Raw genomic sequence first — 23,108 nt, 5'->3', positions numbered from 1 at the left:
TGTCGGCCGCGCCGCCCGCACGGTTAGGCTCGCGGCTGGAAGGACACGCATGCGCATCGCCCTGCTCGCCGACATCCACGGCAATCTGGAGGCGCTGGAGGCCTGCCTCGCGCATGCGGCGGCGCAGGGGGCGGAGCGACTCGTCTTCCTGGGGGACCTGGTGGGCTATGGCGCCGATCCGGGGGCGGTGGTGGCGCGGGTGCGCGCGCTGGACGCCGTGACGCTGCGCGGGAATCACGACGAGGCGGCGCTGCATGGGCCGGTGGGCTTCAGCACGCTGGCGGCCGAGGCGATGCGCTGGACGCAGGGGCGGCTGGATGCGGCGGCGAAGCAGTATCTCGCGAACCTGCCCTACACGCATGAGGAGGAGGACCGCCTCTACACCCATGCCGATGGCTCCGACCCCGCCGAATGGCGCTATGTGACCGATGCGCGGGAGGCGCGGCGCAGCCTGGAGGCGACGGCGGCGCGGCTCACCTTCTGCGGGCACACGCATCTGCCCGCGCTCTTCGGCCTGACGGCGACGGAGAAGCTGCTGCATCACCGCCCGATGGATGACCTGATGCTGCCTTTGCTGCAGCCGCGCCGCTGGCTCGGCGTGATCGGCGCGGTGGGGCAGCCGCGCGACGGCAATCCGGCCGCCTGCTACGGGCTGCTGGACACCACGCGCGCCGAGTGCGGCTGGATGCGCGTGCCCTATGACATCGAAGGTGCCGCGCGGAAGATCCGCGCCGCGGGCCTGCCCGAGGCGCTGGCCGCGCGCCTTTTCGAAGGACGCTGAGCATGCCGCGCCAGGCCGGGGAATTCACGCTGGGCGAGGTGGTGCACAAGGGCGGCATGGCGGTGCTGCGCGCGGCCACGCATCCGGCGCATGACATCCCGATCCTCGTGAAGTTGCCGCTTCTGGCGGAGGGCGAGGACCCGGCCGCCATCGTCAGCTTCGAGATGGAGCAGATGATCCTGCCGCGCCTCGATGGCCCGCATGTGCCGCGCTGCCTCGGCGTCGGGCATGAGCCGCTGCCCTGGATCGCGATGGAGCGCATCCAGGGCGAGACGCTGCTGCCGCTGCTGGACCGCCTGCCGCTGCCCATCGCGGAGGTGGCGGAGGTGGGTGCGCTGATCGCCGAGGCGCTCTGCGCGCTGCATCGCCAGGGCGTGGTGCATCTGGATGTGAAGCCGGGGAACCTGATGCAGGTGGGGGGCCGCATCGTCCTGCTGGATTTCGGCCTCTCGCACCATGCGCATCTGCCGGACCTGATGGCCGAGGAATTCCGCCTGCCCTATGGCTCCGCGCCCTATATGGCGCCGGAACAGGTGATGGGCATCCGCGGCGACCCGGCCTCCGACCTGTTCGCGCTGGGGGCGCTGCTCTATGCGCTCACCACCGGGCGCAATCCCTTCGGCGACCCGCAGCACATGGCGCAGATGAAGCGCCGCCTCTGGTGGGACCCGCCGCCGCCGCGCGCGCTGCGCCCCGATTGCCCGCCCTGGCTGCAGGAGATCATCCTGCGCAACCTGGAGCCCGAGCCGCAGCGCCGCCACCCGACGGCGGCGCAGCTCGCCTTCGACCTGCGCCATCCGGAGCAGGTGAGCCAGACGGCGCGCGCCGAGAAGCTGAAGCGCGACCCCTGGACGGCACGGGTGCGCCGGCGCTTCCACCCGGACCACCAGCCGCGTCTGAAGCGCGACGCCATCGCCATGGCGCAATCCGGCGCGCCCATCATCATGGTGGCGGTGGATCTCGGCGGGATGACGCCGGAGCTGGCGGCCGCGATGCACGGCATGGTCACGCAGATCATGGCGACGCTGCCGGGCGCGCGCGTCGCCTGCGTGAATGTGCTGCTGCAGAACCTGCTGCGGCCCGACCTGACGCTGGACGAGGATGGCCGCAACAAGCATCTGCAGCGCCTGCTGGAGCTGCGGCACTGGTCCGCGCCCCTGAAGCTGCCCGAGGCGCGGCTGACGCATCACGTGCTGGAGGCGACAAGCCCGGGCGCGGCCCTGCTGGAATACGCGCAGCAGAACCGGGTGGACCACATCATCCTGGCCGCGCGCGCCCCCAGCCTCGGCCGCCGCGTGCTGGGCAGCGTCGCGGCCGAGGTGGCGCGGGATGCGCCGTGTTCGGTGACCGTGGTCAGGCTGCGCCCGACCTAGATCGTGATCCGCTGCCGCCGGATCACGATCCAGCCTCTTTGAGAGGATGATTCACCGCTTCGGTGATTTCACCTCAGCGGATCATGCTCTAGCCCGCCAGTTCGCGCGAGCGCGCCGTCGCGGCCTCGATCGCCTCCAGCATGAGCGCGGGCCAGGCCTCTTCGCGCATCAGGACGGCCAGCGCGCGCTCCGTCGTGCCCTTGGGGCTGGTGACGTTGCGGCGGAGCTGCGCCGCATCCTCCGTGCTGGCACCCAGCAGCGCGCCGGAGCCGGCCACGGTGGCGCGCGCCATGCGCCGGGCGAGGTCGGGGGGCAGGCCCTGGGCGAGGGCCGCCTGCTCCATCACCTCGGCCAGCAGGAAGACATAGGCCGGGCCGCCGCCGGAGATGGCGGTGACGGGGTCGATCAGGGCTTCCTGCTCCACCCAGGCGGCCTCGCCGATCGCGCCCAGCAGGCGGTCGCTCAGCGCGCGCTGTTCGGCGCTGACGCCGGGGCCGGCGCAGGCCACGGTGAAGCCCATGCGGAGCGCGGCCGGCGTGTTCGGCATGGCGCGGATGATGCGGGCATTGCCGCCCAGCATGGCGTTCATGCCGCCGATGGTCTTGCCCGCCATGATGGAGAGGAACACCACGCCCGGCCCCGCCAGATGCGCCAGCGCGGGCAGCGCGTTCGGCGCCTCCTGCGGCTTGGTGGCGAGGATGATGGCCGCCGGCGCGAAGCCCGCCGGGATGTCCGCGATGCTCGCCACATGGCGCACCCGGCCGGCGAAGGCGCTGACGGCGGCGGCGTTCGGCTCCACCACCACCGTCTCGGGCGGCAGGCCGAGCTCCAGCCAGCCGGCCAGCATGGCGCCGCCCATCTTGCCGCAGCCGATCAGAAGCAAGGGGGGGAGCAGGAGGGGAGGAAGGGCGGAGTTGGTCATGTGGGGCGTTCCTGAGCGTTGGAGCGAAGTGTAGCCGCTCGCGCCCCGGCGCGGGAGGGCGGGGCGGCTGAGGTGGATCAAGGCATCAGGCCTCGCCATCCGCGATGCTGCCGGCATCCGCGCCACGCAAGGGATGCGCGCGGCCATGCCAGGGAGGATCCCCATGTTCGTTCGACGCCGCCTGCTCATTGGCGCGCTGGCCGCGCCCGCGCTGCTGCGGCCGGCCGCGGCGCAGCGCCCGCTGGGCAGCCTGCCCTGGCAGGAGGGGCTGACGCCCGTGATCGTCGAGGAGGGCGTGCGCTTCGACCTGCCGGGCGTGCAGATCGGCACGGCGGAATACCGGGAGGGGCCGACGGGCTGCAACGTCTTCCACTTCCCCGAGGGTGCCATCTGCGAGGTGGATGCACGCGGCGGTTCGCCCGGCGTCTACTATCCCTCCACGCGCATCCAGGCGCTGTTTCTCTCGGGCGGTTCGCTCTACGGGCTCGAGGTCGGCACCGGGATCGCGCGGGAGATGTTCGCCGAGCGGCAGCGCGCGGTGGTCGGCGCCATCGGCCTCGTGAGCGGCGCCATCATCTTCGACTATGTGCGGCGGGACACGCTGGTCTTCCCCGACCAGCGGCTGGGGGCGGCGGCGTTTCGCGCGGCGCGGCCGGGGCGCTTCCCGGTGGGCGCGCGCGGCGCGGGCTGCTCGGCCTCCGTCGGGCAGATCGGCAGCCGGCGCTTCCTGCCGGAGCAGGGCGGGCAGGGCTGCGCCGTGGGCAAGATCGGCGATGCGACCATCGGGGTCTTCACCGTGCTCAATCCACTGGGCGGCATCTATGACCGGCAGGGGCAATTGCTGCGCGGCTTCATGGATCGCGAGACGGGGCAGCGCCGCCCGCTGGACGACATCCTGCGACACCACCCGCAGGAGCTGGGCCTGGTGCAGGGCACGGGGGGCAGCCACACCACCATCACGGCGGTGATCATCGACCGCGCCGTGCCGGCCTGGGATCTGCGGCAGATGGGACGCCAGATCCATGCGGCCATGGCGCAGGCCATCCGCCCCTTCCACACGCCGCTGGATGGCGACGTGCTGTTTGCCGTCTCGACGGGGCGGGAGCCCTTGGCGCTGCCCGCGGCGCTGGCGGCGGAGGTGGGGTCCCAGCTGGCGCTGGACGCGATCTACAGCGCCATCCCGGCGTGATGATCGCGCCCCGCCTCAGCAGGTGACGCGGAGCCTCAGCACCGCGACCTGGGCGGACCAGGCGGGCAGCACCGACATCTCGGCCGGGATGGTGACGAAGGCGATCTCCTGGCTCTGGCCCGGTGCGAAGCTGTAGCGCTGGGTGGGCGCGGGCGGCGCGCCCTCGACCGGCGGAAAGCCGATGATCGGCGCGATGGCGGGGCCGTTGTTCTGCAGCACCACGTTCAGGTTGACCCAGCGCGGGTCGTTCGTGCGCGCGCCGAAGATGCGCGTGGCGACGAGCTGGCCGTTGCACCAGCTGGGCATGCCCTGGGCGGCGGCGGGAAGCGCGCCCGCGAAGCTGGCGGCAAACAGGGTGGCGGCGAGAAGCGTGCGGGGCATCCGGGTGGTTCCGTCCAGGTTTCGCCCGGTGTGCCATGCCCTCGCCGGCGGCTCCAATCGGCCGTGCCGATGCGCGGGATCGGCGCGTCCGGCTTAAGCCTCCCTTCATGAGCTGATTGTAACCGGGTGGCGATCCAGCTGGGACCCCTTGCCATGTCGCTTTCCCGCCGCCTCTCCCTCATGCTCGGCGCGCTGCTGCTGCTCTCGCTGCTGGGCGCGGCGGCGACGCATGTCCTGCTGGGCCGCGCCGGGGCAGATTTCAGCCGCAGCCAGGGCGCGGCGGACCGGCTTTCGAGGGTGCTGCAGCTCGAGATCGACCTCACCTCGGCGCGCAACCAGATCAACATCTGGCTGCAGCGGGCGAACCCGGCGCAGGTGCGCGCGGCGGATGACTTCCTCGCGCGGCTCGACAGCGGCGCGACCGGCCTCGGGCAGGAGGCGGGGCTGAGCGAGGCGCAGCGGGCGCAGCTCACCGCCTTCCAGGCGGCGCGGGTGGGCTACCTGAATTCCTGGCGGCAGATGCAGGAGATCGTGGCGGCGCGCGTGGCGGCCGAAACCGAGATGATGCGCGCGGGCGATGGGCTGTTCCGCGGCCTCGGCGCCCTCAGCTCGGAGGAGGCGCAGGCGGTGGAGCGGCCGGCCATGGCCGCGCGGGTCGCGGCGCTGCGCTACCGCCTCGAGCCGCAGACCGAGCAGCGGGACGCGGCGTTGCGCGCGGGCGAGGCGGCGGCCCTGGCGCTGCGGCGCGCCGGCATCACGGCCACCTCGCCGGTGGGCGTCAGCTTCCAGGACTGGCTGGCGGCGACGCAGGCGATCATCAACCAGTCGCAGCGCTTCGCGGAGGTGCTGGTGGATTTCCGGGCGCAGGGCAATGCCATGTCCGCCGCCATCGCCGAGTTGCGGCGGCTTGAGGGCGCGGCGGCCCAATCGGCCCAGGCGGAGGCGGCCGCCGGGCTCGCCTCCACCGAATGGGTGGCGCTGCTGGCTTCGGCGCTGGTGATCCTGGGCGGCATTGCCTGCATCATCGCGCTGATCCGCGCCATCGTGCCGCCGCTGCGCGGCATCAACGCGGCGATGGGCCAGGTGGCAGGCGGCGATTTCGAGGCCGCCATTCCCTTCCTGCAGCGCAAGGATGAACTGGGCTCCATGGCGCGCGCCTTGGAAGTCTTCCGCAATGGCCTCGCCGAGACCGCGGCGCTGCGCGCGGCAGCGGAGCGTGACAGGGCCGATGCGGAGGCGGCCCGGCGCGCGGCGCTCACTGAGATGGCCGAGCGTGTGGAGCGCGAGGCGGGCTCGGCCGTGGAGGAGGTGCGGGCCCGCGCGGGTGGCATGTCCGACACGGCCGAGGCGATGGCCGGACACATGCGCGAGGCGGCGCGGGCAAGCGAGGTGGCGACGCAGGCCGCGGGCCGCTCCCTCGACAATGCCCAGGCCGTGGCCGCCGCGACGGAGGAGCTTTCGGCCAGCGTGCGCGAGATTTCGGAGCGGCTGGCCGGCGCCAATGCGCTGACGCGCCAGCTGGCGGAGCGCGGCGATGCGAGCCGCGCCGTGATCGCGGGCCTCTCCGAGGGTGTGGGCCGCATCGGCGAGGTGGTGCGGATGATCTCGGAGATCGCAGGCCGCACCAACCTGCTGGCGTTGAACGCGACGATCGAATCCGCCCGCGCAGGCGAGGCCGGCAAGGGCTTCGCCGTGGTGGCGAGCGAGGTGAAGGACCTGGCCGCGCAGACCGCGCGCGCGACCGAGGAAGTGGGCAAGCAGGTGCAGGAGATCGGCCAGGCGACGGAGGGCGCGGTGCGCGCCGTGGCGGAGATGGCAGGATCCGTGGGCGAGATCGACCGCATGGCGACCAGCATCGCGGCGGCGGTGGAACAGCAGGCGGCCGCCACGCGCGAGATCGCGGCGCGCGTCTCGGATGCGGCGGAGGATGTGCGGGCCGTGTCGGAGAGCCTGGGTCAATTGACCCGCACGACGGTGGATACGGCGGCGAGGACCGAGGCGATGCAGGACAGCGCGCGCCAGACGCGCGAATCGGTGGAGGGCTTCCGCGGCTCGCTGGTGCGGATCGTCCGCAGCGCGACGGGTTAGCCGATCACCTTGTGGAAGAAGAGCGTGTCGCGCGCCACGCCATCCGCATCCAGCGCGTAGCCCGGGATGCGGCCGGATTCCTGCCAGCCGAGGCGGCGGTAGAGCGGTGCCGCGCGGTCCTCGGCGCGGGTGTCGAGCGTCAGCAGGCGGCGGCCGAGGCGCTGCGCGGCTTGTTCGGCGCGGCGCATCAGCGCCTCGCCCACGCCCTGGCGGCGAAAGCCAGGGTCCACCAGCAGCTTCGCGACTTCGGCGCGGTGCGGCTGGTTCTCGGGGGTCGCGAGATCGAGCTGCACGGTGCCGGCGAGGGCGCCGTCGAGCCAGGCGGCGAGCAGCACGCGGTGGCCCTGCGCGACATCGGTGGAGACGCGCTTCCAGAAGGCGCGCGCCTTGGCGGGGGCGAGCGGCGGCAGGTAGGAGACGCTGGCGCCATCGGCCACGCAGGCGATGAGGATCTGCGCGAGGCGGCGCTCGGCGCTGGCGGCCGCCGCGGCGTCGAGCATCTCCACGACCAGGCCGCGGCAGGGCTTGGCGTAGCGGAATTCGAGCGATTTCGAGAGGTCGTCCAGGATGCGGATGGCGCCCTGGCGGACATAGCCGGCCTTCTCATAGAAGGCGTGCGCGGCCTCGAAGCGGGTGTCGGTCCAGAGGACCATCCGCTCGGCGCCTTCCGCGCGGGCATGCGCCTCGGCGGTGGCGAGCAACGCCTGGGCGAGGCCGGTGCCGCGCGCCGATTTCGCGACATACATGCGGCCGATTTCCCAGGCCTGGTCCTCGCGCAGCGGGCGGGTGGCGACCATGCCGGTCCCGTCCTCGGCGAGCCAAAGGCGGCCGCCGAGCTGCGCGAAATGGGTGGCGAGCGCGCGGAGCTCCGGCAGCTCGCCATCCACATCGAAGATGACGCCGGGGAATTCGGCCCAGGCGTCGCCGATCAGGCGGATATAGGTCTCCGCGTCGTCGTCCCTGCCATCACGGAGCATGCTGGCCGGCCGATTCAGACCTCCAGGCGCAAGCACCTTGCGGTCATCGGACGGCATCAGGACAGTCCGCGGCAGAAATCCTGGATGCGGCCGCAGGCCTCGCGCAGGCTCGCCATGTCGGTGGCGTAGCTGATGCGGATATAGGGGGACATGCCATAGGCGGCGCCCTGGACCACGGCCACATGCGCCTCGGTCAGCAGCGCCATGGCGAAGTCGCTGTCGGTCTCGATCTTCGCACCGCCCTTGCTGGTCTTGCCCAGGCAGCCGGCGATGTTGGGGAAGACGTAGAAGGCGCCCTCGGGCTTGTGGCAGGCGATGCCGGGGGCCTGGTTCAGCATGTCCACCACGAGGTTGCGGCGCTCGCGGTATTCGGCCGCGCGCTCGGCCACCAGATCCTGCGGGCCGTCCAGCGCGGCGGCGGCGGCGGCCTGGCCGATGGAGGAGACGCCCGAGGTCGCCTGGCCCTGCATGTTGAACATGGCGGCGATGAGATCCTTGGGGCCGCCGCAGAAGCCGATGCGCCAGCCGGTCATCGCATAGGTCTTCGACGCGCCGTTCACCGTCAGCGTGCGGTTCTTCAGGCGGGGCTCGACCTCGGCGATGGTGCAGAATTCGAAGCCGTCATAGACGAGGTGCTCATACATGTCGTCCGTCATCACCCAGACATGGGGGTGGCGGAGGAGCACTTCGGCCAGCGCCTTCATCTCGGCGCGGGAGCAGGCGGCACCCGTCGGGTTGTTGGGGAAGTTCAGCATCACCCACTTGGTCTTGGGGGTGATGGCGGCTTCCAGATCCTCGGGGCGCAGCTTGAAGCCGTTGTTCTGCGGGCAGTTGATGGTGACCGGCACGCCGCCGGCCACCTTCGCCATGTCGGCGTAGCTGATCCAGTAGGGGGCGGGGATCACGACCTCATCGCCCGGGTCCACCGTCGCCATCAGGGCGTTGAAGATGGCCTGCTTGCCGCCATTGGTGACGAGGATCTCGTCCAGCGCGTAGTCGAGGCCGTTGTCGCGCTTGAACTTGCGCTGCACGGCCTGCTTCATCGCGGTGGTGCCGCCCTGGGGGGGATACTTGGTGTCGCCCTTCAGGGCGGCCTGGTGCGCGGCCTCGATGGCATGGGCGGGGGTGTCGAAATCGGGCTCGCCGGTGGTGAGGCTGATGACCTTGTGGCCCTGCGCGGCCAGTTCCCGCGCCTTGGCGCCCATGGCGACGGAGGCGGAAACCTTCACATTGGCAAGGCGTTGGGCGAGGGCGGGCATTCGGCAAGTCCTGATGTTGCGGCAAGGGCGCCAAGCTTAGGCCCGGCCCCCCGGCGCGCCAACCCGGCGAGACCCGTCTCGGCTGTCCAGATTTTGCTCGACCTCCCCGCGGTGCATGCCGGAGCCTGCTTGCGGCGACTTGCCGGAAGCCCGCAGCGCGGATCAGAAGGAGCAAGCCGATGCCCTCGCCCAGCGTCACGGATGTCGCCATAGCGCCCCTCGGCCCGATGACCGGGCCACGGCATATCAGGGTCTCCGTCGGCGTGGACGGCATCCCGACCGGCGACGCGCTGGGCGGCGACGTCTCGGCTGACGGGCGCTATGTGGTGTTTCTCAGCACCGCCTCCAACCTTGTCGCCGGCGACAATAACGGCGCCCCGGACATCTTCCGCAAGGACCTGCTGACAGGCGTGGTCGAGCTGGTCTCCGCCACGGCCGCGGGCGTGGTCGGCCATGGCGCGAGCGGCCTCGCGGCGGGGGCGACCGGGGTGGGCGCCAGCAACTGGTCCATGCCGACCATCTCCGAGAATGGGCGCTTCGTCGGCTTCGTCAGCGCCGCGCAGAACCTGCCCGGCGCCATCGCGGGCGCGGTGCATGGCTACGTGAAGGACATGGTGACGGGCACCGTGTTGAACCTCTCGCAGACGCTGCTGCCGGCGCTGGGGCCCGCCGGCGCGCTGCTCGAGCTGGGCGCCCAGCTCAACAAAGTGAGCATGGGCGAGAGCGGGCGGGCGCGCGTGCAGCTCGAGAACGTGCCCCCCGGCGTCGCGGAATTCTGGGAGGTGGCGGTCAACCCGGCGGGCTATTCCTACGTCATCGGGACGCTGCCCAACACGCCGCAGGTGCCCTCCTTCTTCGGCCTCTATGGCTATGGCCGCCCGGGCCCCACCCTCACGGGCGCCATCGGCCCAGTGTCGGGCTGGGACGTGCCGACGACGCGGCTGCTCTCCTGGACGCTCGATAACATCCCCGCACTCGGCGACAGCAACGGGCTGGGCGATGTGATCCTCACCGGGCCTGGCGGGGCGCGGGTCATCTCGCGCCAATTGAGCGGGCCCGGCGGGACGACGCCGGCCGAATCCAACCAAACCTCCTATCCCGGCTTCCTCTCGCGCGACGGCAGCCTCGCCACTTTCTTCACCGATGCGGTGAACATCGAGGCGGGGGCGGCCACCCCGGGCGGCGGGCTGATCGTCAGCGGGCCGACCACGGTCTGGGCCTATAGCGACCCGAGCCCGGCCGCCATCGCCGCCCGCGCCGCCGCCATAGCGGAGAACCGCACCGCCTCGCTCAGCTTCGGCGTGGACGATGCGACGAGCTTCCGCGTCACCTGGGGGGACGGCACCAGCACCAGCGGCAGCACGGGGCTGGCCAGCGAGATTGGGCTGGAGAAGACCTACGCGGCGAATGGCAGCTACACGATCGTGATCCGCCTCACCGGGCCCGACGGGGTGGTGAACGAGGCGGTGGGCCTGCATCTGCTTGACCGCGCGACGGCGGCCTTCGTCAGCGGATCCAACCGGCGCGACATCGTCTTTGCCGGGGAGCAGGACGATACGATCGAGGGCCGCGGCGGCGATGACGTGATCCATGCCGGCGGTGGGAATGACCTGATCGTGGCCGGAGCGGGGGCCGATACGGTGTTCGGCGGCGCGGGCAATGACACCTTCGCCGATGGACGCGGGCTTGCCTTCCCTGACGTCTATGTGGGCGGGGCCGGTGTCAACACCGTGAACTACGCGACCACGCGCGAGGCGCTGACGATCCGCCTCACCGGCGAGGCGCTGGAGTTCGGCGCGACGGAGGCGGGGAGCGGCACAGTGCACACGCTCACCGGGCCCGTGACGGATCGGCTCTTCGATATCCAGAACGTGATCGGCGGCGACGGCGAGAACCTCATCTATGGCTCGGCTGAGGCTAATGTGATCCGCGGCGGGCGCCTGGGCGATTATCTGGCGGGCGAGGAGGGGAATGACAGCCTTTGGGGCGGCGCGGGGAACGACGTGCTGCGGGGCGGCCCGGGCGATGACACGCTGGAGGGCGGGGACGGCCATGACCAGCTCATCGTCACCGGTGGGCAGTCGGTGGCGCATGGCGGTGGGGGACGGAACTCGCTGCTGTTCGAATATGACATGACGGTGGATGACAGCTCCGTCTGGGTCGTGGACATGGTGGCGGGCCTTGCCACCCGCGCGGCGGATGGGGCGCGGGTGATCTTCAGCGGGATCACCGAGATGGCCGGCGTTCGCGGCCTGGAGGTTACCGGCACCGCGGCCAATGAGACCTTCCTGCTCAATGAATACGCCTCGGTCTTTCACGGCGGCGGGGGGTTCAACACCCTCTCGGCGCGCGAGATCTTCATCGGCTTCGTGATCGATGCGAGCGCGCCCACCGGCACGGCGCAGAGCAGCTTCGGCGGGCGGGAGGGTGGGCCTGCCGTCACGACCTTCACGCGGATGCGCGGCTTCGAGGGCAGCCAGGGGCATGACACCATCATCGGCTCGGCATCGGCCGACCGGATCTCGGGGCTGCTGGGTGATGACGTGCTGGAAGGCGGCCCGGGGCAGGACACACTCATTGGTGGCTGGGGGGCGGATGCCTTCGTGCTCGGCCTGCATGGCACGGCGGATACGGTCGAGGATTTCGTGAGCGAGACAGACCAGATCTGGGTGCGGGCGGCGGATGTCGGGCTGCCGGCCGGGGCGCTTGATCCGGCGCGGTTCACCTTCGGGCCGGCGGCCGTGGGGCCGATGGCGCAGTTCGTCCATGATGCCGCGACCGGTGCCTTCTTCTTCGATGCGGATGGCGACGGGGGACAGGTGGAGCGGCCCATGGCGCTGCTGGGCATCGGCCGGGTGGTGCTCGCCACCGACGTGCTGATCGTCTGAGGCGGCGCCGCCCCCCTGTTTTCCCGGGGGCGGGTTTCCGCTAGACGCACCCGACCATGCGCCACTTCCTCGATTTCGAAAAACCCATCGCCGAGCTGGAAGGCAAGGTGGAAGAGCTGCGCCGTGCGACGGATGCGGGCGGGATCGACGTGGCCGAAGAGGTCTCGAAGCTCCGGGACAAGGCCGAGAAGCTGCTGGCCGCGACCTATGCGAAGCTCTCGCCCTGGCAGAAGGCGCAGGTGGCCCGCCACCCCGAGCGGCCGAAATGCCTGGATTATGTGGGCGCGCTGATCGAGGAATGGACGCCGCTGGCGGGCGACCGCGCCTTTGCGGATGACGCCGCCGTGATCGGCGGGCTGGGGCGGTTCCGGGGCCGGGCCGTCGCGGTGCTGGGCACCGAGAAGGGGCGGGACACCGAGACCCGCGTGAAGCATAATTTCGGCATGGCCAAGCCCGAGGGCTACCGCAAGGCGCGGCGCATCATGGAGCTGGCCGGGCGCTTCGGCATGCCCATCATCTCCTTCGTGGACACTTCGGGCGCCTTTCCGGGCATCGAGGCCGAGGCGCGGGGCCAGGCGGAGGCGATCGCGCGCTCCATCGAGGCCGGGTTGTCCGCGCCGGTGCCCTTCGTGGCCACCATCATCGGCGAGGGCGGTTCGGGTGGGGCGATCGCCTTGGCGGCCGCGGACCGGGTGCTGATGCTGGAACATGCCATCTATTCGGTGATCAGCCCGGAGGGCTGCGCCTCCATCCTCTGGCGGGACGCGGCGCAGGCGGCGACGGCGGCCGAGGCGCTGAAGCTGACCGCCGAGGATCTGAAGCGGCTGGCGCTGATCGACGCCGTGGTGAATGAGCCGCTGGGCGGCGCGCATCGCGACCCGGGCGGCACGATGGAAACGGTGGGCGAGGCCGTTTGGGGCGCGCTGGAGCCGTTGCTCAGCCTGGACGGCGCCACGCTCAAGGCGCGGCGGCGCGAGAAATTCCTGGAGATGGGCCGCAGCGCGGTGGCCTGATGGACCCGCTCGAAGCAAGACGGGCGTTCTTCCGGGCCTTTCCCACGATCGCGATCGCGATCTTCGTCACCGCCATTGACCAGACGATCACGGCCACCGCCTTGCCCGCCATGGCGGCGCAATTCGGCGTGGTGGAGCGGATTTCCTGGGTCGTCGTCGCCTATCTGATCGCGGCGACGATCGCGGCCCCCATCTTCGGGCGGCTGGGGGATGCCTATGGGCGGCGGCCCATGCTGTTCATCGCCTTCGTGCTGCAGGGCTTGGGCATGCTGGCGGCGGGGCTGGCGCCGAGCTTCGAGGCGCTGCTGGCCGGGCGCGCGCTGCATGGCTTCGGCGGCGGTGCGCTGCTGACGCTGGCCATGGCGCTGATCGGCGAATCCGTGCCGGCGCGGGAGCGGGGGCGGTACCAGGCCTATCTGGTGGCGTGTTTCATGGGGGCCTCGGCCGCCGGGCCGCTGGCGGGCGGGTGGCTGACGCAGAGCTTCGGCTGGCGCTGGGTGTTTTTGGCCGGGCTGCCGCTGATCGCGGTGGGGTTCGCCATGGCCTGGCGGCTGCCGAAGCGCGGGCTGGCGGGCGGGAGCTTCCGCTTCGATGCGGCGGGGACGGCGCTGTTCACGCTGTTTGTCGCGCTGCTGCTGCTGATGCTGGACCGGGCGCAGCGGATGAACCCGGCGGATTACGCGGTGGCGGCGGGCTTTGCCGCGGCCGGCGCGCTGGCGCTCTGGGCGCTGCTGCGGGTGGAGCGCGTGGTGCCGGACCCGCTGCTGCCGCTGCCGGTGCTGACGGACCCGGTGATCTGGCGGACCAACCTGCTGGCGGCCTGCGTCTCGGGCACCATGGTCTCGCTGATTTCCTTCCTGCCGCTCTATCTCAGCGTGGTGCGGGGCGTGGAGATCGCGACCGTGGGGGCCATGCTGCTGCCGATGAGCCTGGGCGGCGGGACGGGGGCGCTGATCAGCGGCACCTTCCTGGCGCGGACGGGGCGGAACATGCTGCTGCCCTCGGTCGGGCTGGTGCTGGCGACGGCGGTGCTCTGCGTGATGGCCTTCGGCGCGGGGCGGATTTCGCTGACGTGGTTCCCGTGGCTGGTGGCGCTTTCGAGCCTGGGCTTCGGCTGCACCTTCCCGGCGGTGCAGACCACGGTGCAGGTGGCGGCGGGGGCGGCGCGGCTGGGGGTGGCGACGGCCTCCGTGCAGTTCATGCGGAATTTGGGCGCGGCGGCCGGGACGGCGGTGCTGGGGGCGATGATCTTCGTGGGCTTCGCGCTGGCGGACCCGGAGGTGGCCGAACGCTTCGCGGCGGCGATGCGCGGCGGGCGGGAGGCGCTGGCGAACCTGCCGGCGGGTGAGCGCGCGGTGATGGCGGAGGGGCTGGCCATCGGGTTCCGGGCGATGTTTGCCGGGGCGGCGGTGATGACGGGGGTGGCGGCGGTGCTGGCGTTTCGGGTGCCGCTGAGAAGGGTTTGAGGGCCATGCGCGCTGCCTTCCTCGTGTTCCTGGCGGGGCTGACGGGCCTGGGCGCGCTCTGGCTGGTGCTGCCGGAGATTCCGGGCGTGCCGCGCGCCGCCTTGCTGGTGAATCCTCTGCTCCTGCTGGCGCTGGGGGCCGCGCTGGGCGGCTGGGCGGCGCCACGCGCGGGTTTCGCCGCGCTGCGGCCGGCCGGTTGGGCGCCGCGCGGGGCGGAGCTGGGGCTGGGCCTGGCGCTCGGGCTGCTGGTGGCGCTGGCGGACCACGCGACGCGCGGCCTCTGGCAGGGGGCGGGCGGCGTGCCGCCGAGCCTGGTGCAGGGCTGGCAGCCGGTGATGCTGCCGCTGGGCGTGCTCTATGGCGGGCTGACCGAGGAGGTGATGCTGCGCTGGGGCGTGATGAGCCTGGCCGTGCTGGCGCTGGGCCGGCTGCTGCCGCGCCGCGCGGCGGTGGGGCTGGGCTGCGCGCTGGCCGCGCTGATCTTCGCCATGGGCCACCTGCCGGCGCTGGCGGCGAGCGGCGCCGCGCTGGACGCGCCGCTGCTGACGCGGACCCTGGTGCTGAATGCGGGGCTTGGCGTGGTCTATGGCTGGCTCTTCGCGCGGCGGGATCTGGCGGCCGCGATGCTGGCGCATGCGGGGACGCATCTCGGGTTCGCGGTGGCGGCGGCGCTCGCCTAGCGGCCCGCGGCGAAGCCCGAGGATCGCGCACCCGACGCGCGGCCTCGCTGAGCAAAATGTTCTTGTTTTGTTCTGTTTTTTGCGCTACAAAACCCGATGCGCGACGAACTCGACCTCCTCCTCCCCGCCATCTTCCGAGCGCCCCGGGTTTATCCGCGCGGGCCTCGGCCCCGGCGGCCGTCCTGGATTCTCGTGCCTTATGACAAGATGACGGATGAGCAGTGGACGGTGCTCTCCATCTATCTGCCCATGCCGCAGCGCGGGCGGCCCTGTGACCAGCGGGCGCGGATGGATGCGATCTTCCGGGTGGCGGCGACGGAGGGGCCCTGGCGGGATCTGCCGGCGCATTATGGCCAGGGCGCTTCGGTGGCGCGGCATTTCCGGCGGCTGACGCATGCGGGCGTGTGGGAACGGCTGCTGGTGGCGCTGGCGGCTTCGCGCCCGGGTTCGGTGTTGCGGCAGATGGAGGGGTTGATCTGCCGGGCGGCGCGGCGGGCCATTCGCCTCCGGGGCATTGCGCTGATCGCGCTGGTACGGCGGCTGGGGCTGTTCCGGGCCTTGCCGGGGCCGCCCTTGATGATGCCGGACCCGGATTTGTCCGAAATCATCCTTCGCCTGCCCATCGCCGCGCAATTCGCGCGGTGGCGGGAGGATCTGGCCGGCATGCTGCGCATGATCAAGGCGCTGAAGGCGCTCCACAGCCTCGCCGGGGGCCGAAGACGCATCCCCCGGGAGGTCCGCGAGGCCTGGTTATAGATGATGGTCGAGGAAGCGAGCTTCCTCGTGGGGGTCCAGGGGGCAAAGCCCCTTGGTCTACCTGTGGGCTCTGATCAGGATGCCATTCACGGGCTGCCCCTTCTCCTGCCGCAGCACCGCGTCTTCCCGCCGCACAAGGGTCAGCCCGGCCTGGGCGGCGAGGGTCAGGGCGTGGTCCGGGTTGTGGCGGAAGCGCATCCCTTCGCCCAGCGCCACCGGCTCCGTGCCGGTTTCCAGGCTGAAGAGGGCGGTGCCGCCGGGTTTGAGGGCGGTGGCGATGGCGGTGAAGGCGGGCGTCAGGTCGCCCAGGTAGTTCAGCACGTCGGCGGCGGCGATGAGGTCGTAGCGGGCCGGGTGTTTCGGCAGGAAGTCCAGCAGATCGGCCTCGTGCAGGGCGGCGTAGAGGTTGCGGGCGCGGGCTTCGGCCAGCATGCGGGGGGAGAGGTCGAGGCCCTCCAGCCGGGTGGCGTGGGGCTTGAGGGCCAGGCCGGAGAGGCCGGTGCCGCAGCCGAGGTCGAGGGTGCGGCCGGGCGGGAGGTCCGTGATCAGGGCGGCGAGGAGGGCGGGGGTGCGGTAGGCCAGCGCGCCTTCCAGCTCGGCATCGAAGCGGGGGGCGAAGGCGTCGAAGAGGTCCCGGACGTAGGCGGCGGGGGCGCGGTCGGGGATGGGGGCGGCGCCGAGGGCGGCGAGGAGGAAGCCCGCCTGCTCGGCCAGGCGGCCGCGCACGCGGAGCGCGGCGGCGCGGGCGAGGTCAGGCTTGTTCGCCTCGCGGGCGGCGTGGGCGAGGGCGAGCCAGGGCTCGGGCGCGTCGGGGTGCAGGCGGGTGGCGGCGTCGAGCGGGGCGAGGGCGGCTTCGGGCTGGCCGGCGGCGGTCAGGGCCTGGCCCAGGTTGCGGAGGCTGATCGCGTCCTGCGGGTTGAGGGTGACGGCGCGGGAGAGGGCGGCGATGGCCTCGGCCAGGCGCCCGGCCTCGGCCAGGGTGGCGCCCTGGTTGGCGAGGAAGAGGGGGCTGTCGGGGACGCTCGCCACGGCGCGGGCGGCGTGGGCGAGGGCCGAGGGGAGGTCGCCCTTCTGGCGGGCGGCGACGCCGAGGAGGTTTTCGGCATCCGGGTGGTGGGGGGCGAGGCGCAGCGCGCGGCGGTAGAGGCTGACGGCCTCGTCGAGGCGGCCTTCGCGGTGGCGGGAGATGCCGCGCTGGAGGAGTTCCTCTGCCGTCGTCATGGGGCGGTGGTCATGGCGTCAGGGCCTGCGTTCCATGCATGGCGGATAGACAATCCCGGGGCGGGGGGCCAGTCGCTTTCCGATTGCAAAAAAAGTTGAACATGACGAAGAAGCCATCACTTCACGGCCATCCCAAGAAACTCCTGAGGAGGATCGCATGACCCGTCTGACCCGGCGCCAGCTGCCGGCCCTTGTCGCCGCCGGCATGGCGGCCCCGGCCCTCGCTTCGGCGCAGGCCTATCCGAGCCGGCCGATCACCATCATCGTTCCCTTCGCGGCCGGTGGCCCGACGGACACGGTGGCCCGCCTGCTGGGCGAGGCGATGGGGCGTGACCTCGGCCAGTCCGTGGTCGTCGAGAATGTGGGCGGCGCGGGCGGCACGCTGGGCGCGCAGCGCACGGCGCAGGCCCGGCCGGATGGCTACACGCTGCTGGTGCACCACATCGGCATGAGCACGATCCCGACGCTGTATCGCCGCCTGGCCTATGACCCGATCAACGGCTTCGAGACGGTGGGGATGATCACCGAAGTGCCGATGACGATCGTGGCCAAGCGCAACATCGCGGCGAACAACCTGGCGGAGCTGGTGGCGCTGGTGCGGCGCGAGCGGGACAAGATCAACCTGGCCAATGCGGGCGTGGGCGCGGCCTCGCACCTCTGCGGCCTGCTGTTCCAGCAGGCGATGAACGTGCCGCTGACGACGGTGCCCTATCGCGGCACGGGCCCGGCGATGAACGATCTGGTGGCCGGCACGGTGGATCTGATGTGCGACCAGACGACCAACACGACGGAGCACATCCGCGCGGGCACCATCAAGGCGTTTGCGGTGACGACGAACAACCGCGTCTCCTCGCTGCCTGACCTGCCCACGGCGGCTGAGGCGGGGATGCCCGGCTTCGAGGTGAGCGTGTGGCACGGGCTCTATGCGCCGCGCGGGACGAATCCGGAGCTGGTGACGCGCCTCTCGCGCGCGCTGCAGGTGGCGCTGCGTGACCCCGGGCTGATCCGCCGCTTCGCGGATCTGGGCACCGAGCCGGTGCCGCAGGAGAAGGCGACGCCGGCGGCGCACAAGGCCTTCTGGACGGCGGATATCGCGCGGTGGCGCCCGGTCATCCAGGCGGCGGGGCAGTTCGCCGACTGATGGGCTGGGCCGGGGCCTCGATGAGGCGGAACCCGGCCGGCACCTGGAACAGCGCGGGGTCCGCCGAAATCATGCGGATCCCGCTCTGGCGGGTTTCAAGAGTGATCAGCCCCTCGGGGCTCTGCTGGAGCTGGCGCGCCTCCAGCAGCACGCCGTCGCGGCGGCAGAGATGGCGCGCCACCTCATGCCACTGGCCGCTCACGCCCTGGACCTCCTGGATGAGGAGGATGCCGGCGCGCTGCGCCTCCTGCCGCTCGCGCCCGGGCGGTGGGGCCGGGGGTGGCGGCATGCGGAGGGCGACGGGCGGGGTGGCGTTGGTGGTGAAGACGGCGTTGAGGCCGGGCGTCATCAGCGTGACGAGGCGGGCCTCGCCCGGGGCGGGGGTTTCGAGGCGCAGATTGGGCCCGGCCTGGAAGACCTGCGCGGTGGCGGGGGGCGCGTTGCCCCAGGAGGTGACGCGTGTCGCGGTGTAGCTCGGCTGCCCGAAGCGCGCACAGCGCGGGTCGGCCATCGCGAGGGCCGGCCAGAGCAGCAGGGGGAGAGCAAGGGCGGCGCGCATCAATAGGGGATCGGAAAGCTGGTGAGCGGCATGACCATGCCCTGGATGGCGCGGGCGGTGGTGCTCTCGACCGAGACGCCGTCGCGCACGGCCTGAAGGGGGGAGGTGCCGGGCAGGCCTTCGCCGCGGCGCCAGACGGCGAGCACGGCGCCGGTGAACTCGCGGCGGAACTCGTCATCCAGCATGGTGACCTGGCCGCGGATCGGGTCGGCCAGGTAGTGGAAGCCGTCGCGGCTGGCGCGCAGCACGGAGAAATGCTCCCACTCGCCCTTGTCGAGATGGATGATGACGGGGCCGGCGATGCGCGGCAGCTCACGCGGGGCGATGCGGGCGGCCTGGGCGGCGAAGCCGAGCTGGCCGGCGGCGAAGATCAGATCCTCCAGGGAGAAGCCGGTTTCCTGCTTGCGGGCCCACTCGGCCTCGGTCGGGTAGCGGCGCATGAGCATCCCGATGACCTCGGCCTCGCTGGTGGGGCGGCCCAGGTAATGAGTGAGGAGCGTGGCGAGGGAGGCGCTGCCGCAGGAGAATTCGAGCACCTGGCGGACGACGTTCTGGAAACGCCGGGCCTGCCAGGATTGCGGGCGGCGCATCAGCGGCTCCTGCGCGCGGGCCGGGACGGGCGCGAGGGCGGCGAGGGCGAGGAGGGTGCGGCGTGAGGGGCGCATCGTCAGAACCTGTAACGCAGGCCGAGACCGACCTGGACATTGGGGCTTTCGGAGACGAGGCCCATGCCGAGCGAGGGCTCGATCCAGAGGCCCGGGGCCACGCGCTGCACGAGGGAGAGGCGCAGGACCGCGGCCTCGCTGGCGGTGGCGCGGTACTGCACGGAATTGGCCTGGAGCGCCGCGGTGTAGCTGCCGATGAAGGTGAAGCCGAGCGTCGAGCGGTCGCTGAGCGCGAAGCTCATCCCCGCATTGTAGTTGATGCGCCAGCCCGGCCGGAAGGTGATGCCCGACTGCTCGACCGGGAAGGCGTACTCATAGGCGACACCCCCGAAGAGCACGAGCGGATCCACCGTCTTGAAGAGCTGCACGCCGCCGCGCAGCGCCCAGGCGGCGCGGGTGGAGACGAACTGGGTGATGTCCACCGGCACCTGCTGCGGTGTGATGCCCTGCTCGGGGCTCACGAAGGGCGAGGGGCCGGTGGGTGTCACGAGGGCCGCGGTGAAGACGGCGCCGGGGCGATATTCGCGCTCGCCCCAGCCGCGGATGTTCACCTGCGCCGTCACGTCGCCCATGGCCCGCGTCTCGCGATCGGTCACGAAGGTGGGCGAGAACTCGAAGGAGCGGGTGGCGATGAAGAAGGGCAGGGTGACGGAGGCCTCGACGCCGTCGAGCAGGCCGACGCGGCCGGTCAGCACGGCGGAGCCGCTGCGGTCGGAGGAGACGGTGCGGCGGTCCCGCAGATAGCCGAGGTCGAGGGAGAGCTCGACCTTGCCGGGGCGCAGCGTCACGGCCTGGTCGCGGAAGACGAAGGCCTCCTGCGGGATTTCCTCCTCGCGCGGGTCGCGCAGGCGGGCGGGGGCTTCGGCCGGGGCTGGCGCGGGCGGCGGGGCGGGGGCTGGCGTGGCGGCGATCGGCGCTGTGGCGGCGGTCCGGCTGGGCGCCGGGCGGGGCGGGCGCTGCGGGGCGCGCTCCAGCTGCTCCAGCCGCTGCTCCAGCAGGCGGATGCGTTCCGTCAGCGCGGCGCGGTCACCGTCGGATTGGGCGATGGCGGGAAAGGCCACGCTCCCGAGAAGGAGCGCGGCGGGAAGGACTGCCCTCTTGGCGATGCGGGGCCGGACATCCTGTCGGCGCGATGGCATGGGGCGGCTACATGCCGGCCGCGGAATAGGCGGCTGCCCAGGCGCTGTAGAGATGCGCGTAGTAGGCGTACCACGCGGCCGCCGAGTAGTAGGACTGCTCCATCCAGGAGCCGCTCGCCGAGTAGTAGCGGGCATAGAAGGCAAAGACGTAGGCGCTGTAGGAGAAGGAGACGGCCAATCCGCCAAAGTAGTTGGCGAGCTCACCCCGCGCCGTGATGTCCCGCGCGGCCTCCTGCGAGATGGCTTCGATGGCCGCCCCCCCGAAGATCGGGCTGCGATCGGCCCAGGCGGGCGTCTGGAGCAGGGCGGCGAGGGCCAGGCTGGCCGCGAGCCAAAGTCGGGAGAAGCGGGTGAGCATCATGAGGGACCGTCCTTTTTTGGGGGTCCCTCACGCTATCGAGGCCGGCTTAAGACAAGGTGAAGCGCGGCTCTCAGCCCGCCGGATAGAGATCGGCCCGCGTCAGCGGCAGGCCCGAGGGGCCGCGCGTGCGCTTGGTGGCGACGGTCTGGAAGATGCAGACCGTGCCGCGCTCGAAGGCCAGCGCGCAGCCGGCGAGGTAGAGCAGCCAGATGCGCGTTTTGGCCGCACCCACCTCGGCCTCGGCCGCCTTGCGGTTGGCGTAGAGGCGCTCGGTCCAGATGCGGCAGGTGCGGCCGTAATGCTCGCGCCAGTTCTCCGTGTCATGGATCTCGAAGCCGTTGCGCTCCATGGAATCCGTGCTGCCGCCGATGTGGTCCAGCTCGCCGCCCGGGAAGATGTAGTTCACCAGCGCCGCGAATTCCGGGCGCTTCTTGCGGAACTCGCGCTCGTTCTTCTTCATCGGCCGCGCGATGGCGTGGTGCAGGTAGATGCCGCGCGGGCGCAGCAGATTGCGGATCTGGCGGAAATAGCCCTCGCGGTTGTCGAGGCCGATCGCCTCATACATCCCGATCGAGGCGATCTTGTCGAACTCCATCCCCTCCAGGCTGCGGAAGTCGCGCAGCTCGATCGTGACACGGTCCTCGAGGCCGAGGCGCTTCACCTTCGCCACCGCGAAGTCGTACTGCGCCTGGCTCAGCGTCACGCCATGCGCCTTCGCGCCATAGTGCTGCGCCGCGTGGCAGACGAGGCCGCCCCAGCCGCAGCCGATGTCCAGCATGCGGTCGCCCGGCTGCAGCCGCAGCTTCCGGCAGATCATGTCGAGCTTGGCCTGCTGCGCCTCGGCGATGGTGTCATTGCCGTTGGGGAAGTAGGCGCAGGTGTAGACCATCTCGGGGTCGAGGAAGAGCGAATAGAACTCGTTCGAGAGGTCGTAGTGGAACTGGATCAGCGCCGTGTCGTCGCGGCCTTCCTCGAAGCGCGCGGTCTGCGCGCCGGCATAGGCGTGGCCCCCGGATTTCTTTGCTTGGTTCGCCTCGCCCGGCCCGAAGAGAAAGGGCAGCAGCGCGCGGAAGGCGGCGAATTTGTCGATCTGCTTCAGCAGGCCCCGCGTGCGGCGATTGCCGATGCGATCCGAGAAGGCCAGCAGGCTGCCGCCTTCCAGGTCGATCTTCCCCTCGGCCATCAGGTCGAACAGCGTGGGTGTCTTCGGCTTGCGCAGCAGCCGCGTGATGGCGGAAGGGTCATTGATGGCCAGCGCGAGGTCCCCGCTCCAGCGCGAGCCGAGCGGCACCGCATGCCCATCCCAGAGCCGCACCGCGAGATCGAGTTCGAGCTTGCTGCCGAGGTCGGCGATCAGCCGGCGCAGCGCCGCAATGCGGCGGTCCGGTGTGGCAGGGGAAGCGGGGTTGGGTTCGGGGGCCATGGTGGCGCCCTCTTAAGCGCAAGCCCCGCCCGGCGGAAGGGTGCGGCGGAAGGCCGCCTCAGCCGACCTTCCGCATCACGAAATCGCTCTTCGCCGCGCCGCAATCCGGGCAGGACCAGGTCTCGGGCACGTCGCGCCAGCGGGTGCCGGGGGGCAGGCCATCCTCCGGCGCGCCCTTCGCCTCGTCATAGACATAGCTGCACAGCTCGCATTCCCAGACGTGGAACGGTTCCTCGGCGCCCATGCGGCCCTCCCTTGGTCACGCGCGAGCATCGGAAGCACGCCGCGCTTCCGTCAAGCCCGCCGGGCGTGGCAGGCTCGATCCATGCCGCTCGACGATATCGCCCTGCTTCGCCACAGCCTCGCCGTCGCCCGCCGCGCGCGTGCCAACGGCAAGCACCCGTTCGGCGCCATCCTGGTGGATGGAGAGGGCCGCGTGCTGATGGAGCAGGAGAATGCCTTCGACACCGAGGGCCGCACCGGCCATGCCGAGACAGTGCTGAGCCGCCGCGCCTGCGCCGCCTATACGGCAGAGGAACTGGCGCAGACCACGATGTATGTGAGCGCCGAGCCCTGCGCCATGTGCGCCGGCAGCCTCTACTGGGCCGGCATCGGGCGGCTGGTCTATGCGATGAGCGAGCACAAGCTCGGCCGCATCATCGGCCCGCATCCGGACAATCTGACGCTGGACCTGCCCTGCCGCACCGTGCTGGCGGCCGGCCAGCGGCCGGTGGAGGTCGTCGGCCCGCTGCTGGAAGAGGATCCCGAAGCCATCGCCCTGCACGACGGCGCCTGGGATCACGCGCCTGGAGGCTGATTCACGCCT

Annotated in this window: 22 protein-coding genes; 11 read left to right on the top strand and 11 right to left on the bottom strand. The window is 71.6% G+C overall.

All coding sequences use genetic code 11. The features are described 5' to 3' along the window. The first annotated feature begins 49 nt into the window (after positions 1-49). Complete coding sequence (locus KTR66_RS14200) at positions 50-781, top strand: metallophosphoesterase (protein WP_213613470.1); 732 nt, start codon at positions 50-52, stop codon at positions 779-781. A 2-nt stretch (positions 782-783) separates the two neighbouring features. Continuing rightward, positions 784-2,154 carry a bifunctional serine/threonine-protein kinase/universal stress protein gene (locus KTR66_RS14195; RefSeq protein WP_213613469.1) on the top strand — a complete coding sequence of 457 codons (1,371 nt, stop codon included), beginning with the start codon at positions 784-786 and terminating at the stop codon, positions 2,152-2,154. An 88-nt stretch (positions 2,155-2,242) separates the two neighbouring features. On the opposite strand, the gene proC is transcribed toward KTR66_RS14195, so the two are convergent. Continuing rightward, positions 2,243-3,076 carry a pyrroline-5-carboxylate reductase gene (proC, locus tag KTR66_RS14190; RefSeq protein WP_213613468.1) on the bottom strand — a complete coding sequence of 278 codons (834 nt, stop codon included), beginning with the start codon at positions 3,074-3,076 and terminating at the stop codon, positions 2,243-2,245. 163 nt (positions 3,077-3,239) lie between these two features. Between proC and KTR66_RS14185 the strand changes: the two genes are divergently transcribed. After that, positions 3,240-4,265 (top strand): P1 family peptidase, encoded by a 1,026-nt coding sequence (locus KTR66_RS14185; RefSeq protein ID WP_213613467.1) that lies wholly within the window; start codon positions 3,240-3,242, stop codon positions 4,263-4,265. Between the two features lie 15 nt (positions 4,266-4,280). Here KTR66_RS14185 and KTR66_RS14180 read toward each other — a convergent pair whose 3' ends face one another. Further along, positions 4,281-4,646, bottom strand: a complete 366-nt coding sequence (locus KTR66_RS14180) for a hypothetical protein (RefSeq protein ID WP_213613466.1) — start codon at positions 4,644-4,646, stop codon at positions 4,281-4,283. 153 nt (positions 4,647-4,799) lie between these two features. On the opposite strand from KTR66_RS14180, the gene KTR66_RS14175 reads away from it, so the two are divergent. Further along, positions 4,800-6,734 (top strand): methyl-accepting chemotaxis protein, encoded by a 1,935-nt coding sequence (locus tag KTR66_RS14175; protein ID WP_213613465.1) that lies wholly within the window; start codon positions 4,800-4,802, stop codon positions 6,732-6,734. On the opposite strand, the gene KTR66_RS14170 is transcribed toward KTR66_RS14175, so the two are convergent. Together KTR66_RS14170 and KTR66_RS14165 are read right to left on the bottom strand one after the other, a co-directional pair. Then, a complete protein-coding gene (locus KTR66_RS14170; RefSeq protein WP_249732113.1) occupies positions 6,731-7,711 on the bottom strand; it encodes an N-acetyltransferase in 981 nt (326 codons plus the stop codon). The two genes, KTR66_RS14175 and KTR66_RS14170, sit on opposite strands and share 4 nt — an antisense overlap. A gap of 56 nt (positions 7,712-7,767) precedes the next feature. Beyond that, positions 7,768-8,970 (bottom strand): pyridoxal phosphate-dependent aminotransferase, encoded by a 1,203-nt coding sequence (locus KTR66_RS14165; protein ID WP_213613461.1) that lies wholly within the window; start codon positions 8,968-8,970, stop codon positions 7,768-7,770. A gap of 179 nt (positions 8,971-9,149) precedes the next feature. Between KTR66_RS14165 and KTR66_RS14160 the strand changes: the two genes are divergently transcribed. From KTR66_RS14160 to KTR66_RS14140, 5 genes are all read left to right on the top strand, one after another. Then, positions 9,150-11,858, top strand: a complete 2,709-nt coding sequence (locus KTR66_RS14160; RefSeq protein ID WP_213613459.1) for a calcium-binding protein — start codon at positions 9,150-9,152, stop codon at positions 11,856-11,858. A 56-nt stretch (positions 11,859-11,914) separates the two neighbouring features. Then, positions 11,915-12,871: an acetyl-CoA carboxylase carboxyltransferase subunit alpha gene (locus KTR66_RS14155; protein ID WP_213613456.1), complete on the top strand. Its 957-nt coding sequence runs from the start codon at positions 11,915-11,917 to the stop codon at positions 12,869-12,871. Further along, complete coding sequence (locus tag KTR66_RS14150; protein ID WP_213613454.1) at positions 12,871-14,337, top strand: MFS transporter; 1,467 nt, start codon at positions 12,871-12,873, stop codon at positions 14,335-14,337. The genes KTR66_RS14155 and KTR66_RS14150 overlap by 1 nt, the downstream gene beginning before the upstream one ends. A 5-nt stretch (positions 14,338-14,342) precedes the next feature. Then, the gene (locus KTR66_RS14145; protein WP_213613453.1) at positions 14,343-15,017 is read left to right on the top strand and encodes a type II CAAX prenyl endopeptidase Rce1 family protein; all 675 of its coding nucleotides are present in this window, start codon (positions 14,343-14,345) and stop codon (positions 15,015-15,017) included. Positions 15,018-15,224: 207 nt separating this feature from the next. Next, the gene (locus KTR66_RS14140; protein ID WP_213613452.1) at positions 15,225-15,773 is read left to right on the top strand and encodes a transposase; all 549 of its coding nucleotides are present in this window, start codon (positions 15,225-15,227) and stop codon (positions 15,771-15,773) included. A gap of 57 nt (positions 15,774-15,830) precedes the next feature. Here KTR66_RS14140 and KTR66_RS14135 read toward each other — a convergent pair whose 3' ends face one another. Next, entirely contained in the window at positions 15,831-16,994 is a 1,164-nt protein-coding gene (locus KTR66_RS14135; RefSeq protein ID WP_213613451.1) for a tetratricopeptide repeat protein, read from the bottom strand. Between the two features lie 157 nt (positions 16,995-17,151). Here KTR66_RS14135 and KTR66_RS14130 point away from each other — a divergent pair, with 157 nt between their 5' ends. Continuing rightward, positions 17,152-18,135, top strand: a complete 984-nt coding sequence (locus KTR66_RS14130) for a tripartite tricarboxylate transporter substrate binding protein BugD (protein WP_213613449.1) — start codon at positions 17,152-17,154, stop codon at positions 18,133-18,135. Here the strand turns inward: KTR66_RS14130 and KTR66_RS14125 are convergent. The 6 genes from KTR66_RS14125 to KTR66_RS14100 all read right to left on the bottom strand — a co-directional run bounded on the left by KTR66_RS14125 (position 18,104) and on the right by KTR66_RS14100 (position 22,526). Further along, entirely contained in the window at positions 18,104-18,694 is a 591-nt protein-coding gene (locus tag KTR66_RS14125; protein WP_213613447.1) for a hypothetical protein, read from the bottom strand. The genes KTR66_RS14130 and KTR66_RS14125 overlap by 32 nt on opposite strands. Next, positions 18,694-19,359 (bottom strand): C39 family peptidase, encoded by a 666-nt coding sequence (locus tag KTR66_RS14120; protein WP_213613445.1) that lies wholly within the window; start codon positions 19,357-19,359, stop codon positions 18,694-18,696. Before KTR66_RS14120 ends, KTR66_RS14125 begins: the two co-directional genes overlap by 1 nt. A gap of 2 nt (positions 19,360-19,361) precedes the next feature. Next, entirely contained in the window at positions 19,362-20,420 is a 1,059-nt protein-coding gene (locus tag KTR66_RS14115; RefSeq protein ID WP_213613443.1) for a hypothetical protein, read from the bottom strand. 85 nt (positions 20,421-20,505) lie between these two features. Then, the gene (locus KTR66_RS14110; RefSeq protein WP_213613441.1) at positions 20,506-20,859 is read right to left on the bottom strand and encodes a hypothetical protein; all 354 of its coding nucleotides are present in this window, start codon (positions 20,857-20,859) and stop codon (positions 20,506-20,508) included. A 70-nt stretch (positions 20,860-20,929) separates the two neighbouring features. After that, a complete protein-coding gene (locus KTR66_RS14105; RefSeq protein WP_213613439.1) occupies positions 20,930-22,282 on the bottom strand; it encodes a cyclopropane-fatty-acyl-phospholipid synthase family protein in 1,353 nt (450 codons plus the stop codon). A 58-nt stretch (positions 22,283-22,340) separates the two neighbouring features. Further along, a complete protein-coding gene (locus KTR66_RS14100; RefSeq protein WP_213613436.1) occupies positions 22,341-22,526 on the bottom strand; it encodes a rubredoxin in 186 nt (61 codons plus the stop codon). Between the two features lie 81 nt (positions 22,527-22,607). Between KTR66_RS14100 and KTR66_RS14095 the strand changes: the two genes are divergently transcribed. Then, on the top strand, positions 22,608-23,099 hold the full coding sequence (locus tag KTR66_RS14095; protein WP_213613434.1) for a nucleoside deaminase: 492 nt from the start codon (positions 22,608-22,610) through the stop codon (positions 23,097-23,099). Positions 23,100-23,108: the final 9 nt, after the last annotated feature.

The organism is Roseococcus sp. SDR (genome assembly GCF_019083995.1).
Taxonomy (GTDB): Bacteria; Pseudomonadota; Alphaproteobacteria; order Acetobacterales; family Acetobacteraceae; genus Roseococcus.
This window is presented reverse-complemented; position numbering and strand designations above follow the sequence as displayed.